Source organism: Arenimonas sp. (assembly GCF_022842045.1).
Classification (GTDB): domain Bacteria; phylum Pseudomonadota; class Gammaproteobacteria; order Xanthomonadales; family Xanthomonadaceae; genus Arenimonas.
Map to the genome: position 1 here is coordinate 1 of NZ_JALHQI010000120.1, position 3,651 is coordinate 3,651.

The 3,651-nt window shown below is 68.7% G+C and carries 4 protein-coding genes; 2 read left to right on the forward strand and 2 right to left on the reverse strand.

Going from position 1 to position 3,651, the window contains the following annotated elements; genetic code table 11:
- Together Q0C12_RS14745 and Q0C12_RS14750 are read right to left on the reverse strand one after the other, a co-directional pair.
- Positions 1-1,457: protein-disulfide reductase DsbD (locus Q0C12_RS14745; RefSeq protein ID WP_290891528.1), on the reverse strand; the 1,457-nt coding region annotated here is incomplete at its 3' end.
- A gap of 107 nt (positions 1,458-1,564) precedes the next feature.
- Entirely contained in the window at positions 1,565-1,930 is a 366-nt protein-coding gene (locus tag Q0C12_RS14750; RefSeq protein WP_290891530.1) for a helix-turn-helix transcriptional regulator, read from the reverse strand.
- A gap of 564 nt (positions 1,931-2,494) precedes the next feature.
- Here Q0C12_RS14750 and groES point away from each other — a divergent pair.
- Entirely contained in the window at positions 2,495-2,782 is a 288-nt protein-coding gene (gene groES / locus Q0C12_RS14755; RefSeq protein ID WP_034213129.1) for a co-chaperone GroES, read from the forward strand.
- Between the two features lie 78 nt (positions 2,783-2,860).
- Positions 2,861-3,651, forward strand: a 791-nt coding sequence (gene groEL / locus Q0C12_RS14760; RefSeq protein WP_290891533.1) for a chaperonin GroEL, incomplete at its 3' end; no start/stop codon positions are given.

Here is a 3,651-nt window from a genome sequence, read left to right on the forward strand (position 1 = left end):
GGCAGGGCCAGGCCCAGGCCCAGCGCCAGGAAAACGAGGATTGCGACCGCGGGCGACGCCGCGAACGCGAACGCCAGCGCGGTGCCCATGAACGGCGCCGTGCACGGGCTGGCCACCACCACGGCAAGCACGCCGGTGAAGAAGTCGCCGGCCGGGCCGGACTTCTGCGCCAGCGACTGGCCGGTGCCCGCCAGCGAAGCGCCAAAGCTCACGACGCCCGACAAGGACAAACCAATCGCGATCATCACCAGCGCCAGCGCCGCGATCACGCCCGGCTGCTGCAGCTGGAAGCCCCAGCCCAGCGCCAGGCCCGCCTGCCGCAGCGCCAGCGCGATCGCGCCGACCGCCGCGAAGCTGGCCAGCACGCCGGCGGTGTACCAGAGCGCCTGCCGCTTCGCCTGCCCGCCGCCCTGCGCCAGCGACAGCGCCTTGAGAGAAAGCACCGGCAGCACGCAGGGCATCAGGTTGAGGATGACGCCGCCACCGAGCGCCATGAGCAGGATCAGCCACAGCGGAAGCGGGGTGCGGGCGGGTGGGCTTTCGCGCGGCACGTCGATGGGCGAGGCGGCGGCACCGGCGCCGGCCGGCAGCGTGACCGTCGCAGTGCGCGTCATCGGCGGGTAGCAGATGCCGTCGGTCTGGCAGCCCTGGAACGTGGTGCGCACCGTGAGCACGGTGGCGGCGGTGTTCGTGCGCTGCAGCGGCAGCGTGGCGTCCACCGGGTCGAAATAGACCATCACGTCGCCGAAGTGCTCGTCGCGGTGCGCCTGCGCGGGCGGCCAGTTGATCGCGCCGGCGGTGACGCCGTCGCCCTCGACGTCCACGGTGCTGCGGTCGCGGTAAAGGTAGTAGCCGGGCGCCGGGTCGAAGCGCAGCAGCAGCTTGTCCGGGCCGCCGGCGATGGCTTCGAAGCGGAAGGCCTGGGCTTCGGGCAGCGGCAGGCCGCCGGCCGCGCGCGCCGGATCGGTGCCGCCGAACAGGTCGGGCCCGCGCGCGCCGCCCAGCGCCGCCAGCGGGTCGCCGCCGCCGGCCGGCAGGGTTACGGTCACGGTCTTGGTATGCGGCGGATAGCAAACGCCGACGTCGGCGCAGCCCTGGTACTTCACCTTGAAGCGCAGTGCGGTCGCGTCGTCGGCCGCGGCGCCGGTGAGCGCGGCGGTGAGCTGGTTGCGGTAGGTCTCGACGTCGCCGAAGAATTCGTCGGTGTAGGCCTCGCCCTCGGGCAGCTCGAGCGGGTTCGACGTGAAGCCGCCCTCCACCAGCTCGACGCCGGTGCGGTGGCGGTAGAGGTAGTAGCCGGGAGCAATCTCCCAGTGGAACTCGATGCGGCCGCGGTCGGTGGCGCGCGCGCTGAGCGCGAAGGCCTCGTCGATCGGCAGGAGGTCGGCCTCGTCCACCGCCTGGGCGGTGGGGGCAAGGAACAGCGCGGCCAGGGCGGCCAACAGCCAACGGGTCATGCGGGGCTCTCATTCGGGTGGGTCGGCCCGCGTCGGGCCGGCCTGTACGACCGCAAGTATCCCCGGAAGTTCGTCGCCGGGGCGAGAACCCCGTCCCGGCGAGCGGCTCAGGCCCGGTCGGTCATGGCCTCGACGAAGTCGACCAGGGGCTGCTGTTCCGGGCTGCGCAGGGTGCGGAAGGCAAGCAGCAGCCGTTCTTCCAAGCTGCACTGGGCGTAGAAGTTGAGCATCATCGCCGGTGTTTCGGCATCGCCTCCCAGCCAGCGGCCGCCGCGGCCGGTGGCCAGCCATTCGAAGCTGACGGTGGTGGCCATGGCGATCTTGGCCATGTTCTCGGTGGTGGGCTTGGCGCCGTCGCGGCGCTCCCACTGGGCCACGGCGCTGCGGGCCACGCCGACGATGTTGGCCAGTTCCGACTGTGACAACTCGGCGCCTCGACGCGCCTGCCTGATGCGGTTGAAGAGCAAGCTCATGGTGTTTCCCCGGAAATGAAGCGTATTGCAGCGCCCGGCCCCCTCTGCGTGGGTCCTGGGCGTGGTGGGCAGGCGCGGTTCACAGTCACTGTCGGCCTCCCCTGAGGACCTGGTGGCATCCGTCGTCCTGCGGGTGGCGGCGCCTCGCGGCTTACGCCTGCCGGACCTACGCATTGGCTTTCGCCGCCCTCGTGGCAACCGGTCACTGGGGTCTTCCGGGGCGGAAGTTGCCGGCGGCTTGCCGACATTTACGCCCAATACCGGGATCCCGTCCCTCTCGCGATTGTATTGTGAGAACCCGGTCACAAATCAACCTTCACGCCGCCCGGGGCCGGGGTGGCGCGGATCCCAGCCGGTGAGCCCCGCTAAGCAGTCGCCCGGACCCGATCGCCGCCCGGGGCCGAACCGGCCCCGTCCTTGAAAGCCCGCCGCCGCCGCCCCATTAAAGGCGGGCCGCTGCCTACCCCGTGGGATGGGCATGCGCGTATCATTGGCACTCACCGGGGCCGAGTGCTAACACACCAGGCCCATGTCGTTGAAATCACAGGAATAACGAGGAAACCCATGAACATCAAGCCGCTCTACGACCGCGTGGTCATCAAGCGTATGGAAGAAGAAAAGATGTCCGCCGGCGGCATCGTCATTCCGGACTCGGCCACTGAAAAGCCGATCAAGGGCGAAGTGCTGGCCGTTGGCGCCGGCAAGGCCCTGGACAACGGTTCGACCCGCGCCCCGACCGTGAAGGTTGGTGACAAGGTGCTGTTCGGCAAGTACGCCGGCACCGAGGTGAAGGTCGATGGCCAGGAAATCCTGGTGGTCAAGGAAGACGACATCCTCGCCATCCTCGGCTGAGGCATTCGACACCCCGCCGGCCCGCGCCTGCGCGACCGGCATCGCAACAACCCCACACAGAATTCTGGAGTTTAGAAAATGGCTGCCAAGGAAATCCGTTTCGGTGAAGACGCCCGCGCCCGCATGGTGAAGGGTGTGAACATCCTCGCCAATGCCGTCAAGGCTACCCTCGGCCCGAAGGGCCGCAACGTCGTGCTCGACAAGAGCTTCGGCGCCCCCACGATCACCAAGGACGGCGTGTCCGTCGCCAAGGAGATCGAGCTGGCCGACAAGTTCGAGAACATGGGCGCGCAGATGGTGAAGGAAGTCGCGTCCAAGACCTCCGACATCGCCGGCGACGGCACCACCACCGCCACCGTGCTGGCGCAGGCGCTGATCCGCGAGGGCATGAAGGCCGTCGCGGCCGGCATGAACCCGATGGACCTCAAGCGCGGCATCGACAAGGCCGTGGTCGAGGCCGTGGGCGAGCTCAAGAAGCTCTCCAAGCCGTGCTCGACCTCGAAGGAAATCGCCCAGGTCGGCTCGATCTCGGCCAACTCCGACGCCAACATCGGCGAGCTGATCGCCAAGGCCATGGACAAGGTCGGCAAGGAAGGCGTGATCACCGTTGAAGAAGGCTCGGGCCTCGAGAACGAGCTCGACGTCGTCGAGGGCATGCAGTTCGACCGCGGCTACCTGTCGCCGTACTTCATCAACAACCAGCAGTCGATGTCGGCCGAGCTGGAAGACCCGTTCATCCTGCTCTACGACAAGAAGATCGCCAACGTGCGCGAGCTGCTGCCGGTGCTGGAAGGCGTCGCCAAGGCCGGCAAGCCGCTGCTGATCGTGGCCGAGGAAGTGGAAGGCGAGGCCCTGGCCACGCTGGTGGT

Coding starts and splice junctions, on each gene's coding strand:
- Q0C12_RS14750 (WP_290891530.1), bottom strand. CDS start 1,930: ATGAGCTTGCTCTTCAACCGCATCAGGCAGGCGCGTCGAGGCGCCGAG.
- groES (WP_034213129.1), top strand. CDS start 2,495: ATGAACATCAAGCCGCTCTACGACCGCGTGGTCATCAAGCGTATGGAA.